Here is a 1109-nt window from a genome sequence, read left to right on the forward strand (position 1 = left end):
AGGTGGTGCAGGCGCTGGCGCGCGCCGCGGAACGGCTGCGCGCGAACGACCCGCCTGGCGCCGCGGCCGCGCTCGACCGTCGCCTGTTCGAACCGGGCGGGGAGGTGACGCGCGATCGGCTCGCCGAACTGGGCCCGCTGCCCGCGGCGGAACAGGCAAGCGCGGCGCTGGCGCGGGAGGTCCGCAGGCTCGACCTCGAGCGCGGCTGGGCGGGCGCGGGGAATTGGTGGCAGGCGGGTGAGCGCGGCACGATCACGGACGGCCTTGGCGCGGGATTTTGACCTCGCGCCAGTTTGCGTGACGGCATGTGCTGTCCGGTAGGCAACGAACGGGACAGCGGGCGAGACGACCCAGCGATGATTTGGCGACCGGGCGGAAGCGTGTCGCGCATGCGAATCGCGTGAACTCCGCTTGGTCCGTTCGTCCCCCCCCCTTCATTCGATCGCAGCGGTGGCATCAGAGGCTGGTGTCCTGCTGCACCGTCCGAGCACACTGCGGCAGCGTGGTCAGATTTTGTATTTCAGGATCAATGACTTCTCGCGTGAGCCTGAGCAGCTGCCCCTGCGGCGGCAACTGGTGGGGCTGCGGGAGAACCCTCGCCGGGGGCCGATCAGTCCCGGAAGCATGGATCACGTCGATGCGATGCGGATGCCTCGACGCGGAGGCGCGGCGGGTGCCTTGCCCTGGCCTCGGTTTCCCCTGGTCGCTGAGGATCCGGCCGGGTTGCGCACGCCACGGGCGAAGCGCGACGTCCGGCATGGTTGCTGAACATGCCCGCTGTCCCGGTGCCCCGCGGAACATGACAAGGAGTGACCCGTGGTCGATGACGGAGACGCCGCGGTCGGGAACGCGCGGCGGGCCGCCTCGGTCCTCGAATCGACGCGGAACGAACGTCCGCCCGGGCGGCCTGAAGGTGCCCCACCGGAGTCAAACGCGCCAAAGCAGGGAAGGGGAGCGGGCACGAATCGGTCACCCGTGTCTGCCCAGCTGGCCTTCACGAACGGAGATGGAGAAGGCAACGCAAATGGCGCGCCCGCATCGCGGGCGCGCCACGCCGAAAACACTTCCAGGTCTCGTCGAGGAGGCGGCGGCGCCGCGTCGGCGTGGGC

The 1109-nt window shown here is 70.3% G+C and carries 1 protein-coding gene; it reads left to right on the forward strand.

Going from position 1 to position 1109, the window contains the following annotated elements:
- Positions 1-281: hypothetical protein (locus HW577_RS25445; protein WP_198378868.1), on the forward strand; the 281-nt coding region annotated here is incomplete at its 5' end.
- Between the last annotated feature and the right edge of the window lie 828 nt (positions 282-1109).

The organism is Neoroseomonas rubea (genome assembly GCF_016106015.1).
Classification (GTDB): Bacteria; Pseudomonadota; Alphaproteobacteria; order Acetobacterales; family Acetobacteraceae; genus Neoroseomonas; species Neoroseomonas rubea.